Source organism: Pseudomonas sp. Larv2_ips (genome assembly GCF_963879675.1).
Lineage (GTDB): Bacteria > Pseudomonadota > Gammaproteobacteria > Pseudomonadales > Pseudomonadaceae > Aquipseudomonas.
This window is the reverse complement of record NZ_CAWOAW010000031.1, coordinates 647,969-648,707: the sequence shown is the minus strand read 5'-3', so window position 1 is coordinate 648,707 and position 739 is coordinate 647,969. Positions and strand designations below refer to the sequence as shown.

1 protein-coding gene is annotated in these 739 nt (G+C 57.0%); it reads right to left on the bottom strand.

Annotated features, from left to right (window positions below):
* A partial coding sequence (locus AACV02_RS28435) for an immunoglobulin-like domain-containing protein (protein ID WP_256680478.1) occupies positions 1–739 on the bottom strand: 739 nt, incomplete at both ends.

The following is a 739-nucleotide window of genomic DNA, read 5'->3' as shown; positions in this document are numbered from 1 at the left end:
CAGGTTTTCGAAATTACCGCCGGTAGCGTTGGTGATCGTCGTGTTGACGGTCGAACCGTTGTTGTAGACATCGTTGGCGGGGGTTTCGAAAACCACACTTCCGCTGGACTTGCCCGCTTCGATGTTGATCGTCTGACCGTTGCTCAAGGTAACCGTCACAGCGGTTTGCGCGGGGTTGGTCAGCGTAGCGGTGTAAGTGATATTGCCGCCTTCAACGACTGACGGGTCCGCCGTCAGGGTGACGGTGGTGGTGTCGATCGAGTCGGTGATGGTGGTCACCGCTGGAGCTGGGTTGGTCGCCAGGTTTTCGAAGTTGCCGCCAGTGGCGTTGGTGATTGTCGTGTTGACGGTCGAACCGTTGTTGTAAACGTCGTTAGCTGGAGTGTCGAAAACTACAGTTCCGCTGGACTTGCCCGCTTCGATATTGATCGTCTGGCCGTTGCTCAAGGTAACTGTCACCGCAGTTTGCGCCGGGTTAGTCAGCGTCGCGGTATAGGTAATGTTGCCGCCTTCAACGACCGATGGGTCCGCCGTCAGGGTGACGGTGGTGGTGTCGATCGAGTCGGTGATGGTGGTCACCGCTGGAGCTGGGTTGGTCGCCAGGTTTTCGAAATTACCGCCAGTGGCGTTGGTGATCGTCGTGTTAACGGTCGAACCGTTGTTGTAGACATCGTTAGCCGGCGTTTCAAACACCACCGAGCCTGCAGATTTGCCGGCTTCGATAACGATCGTCTGGCCA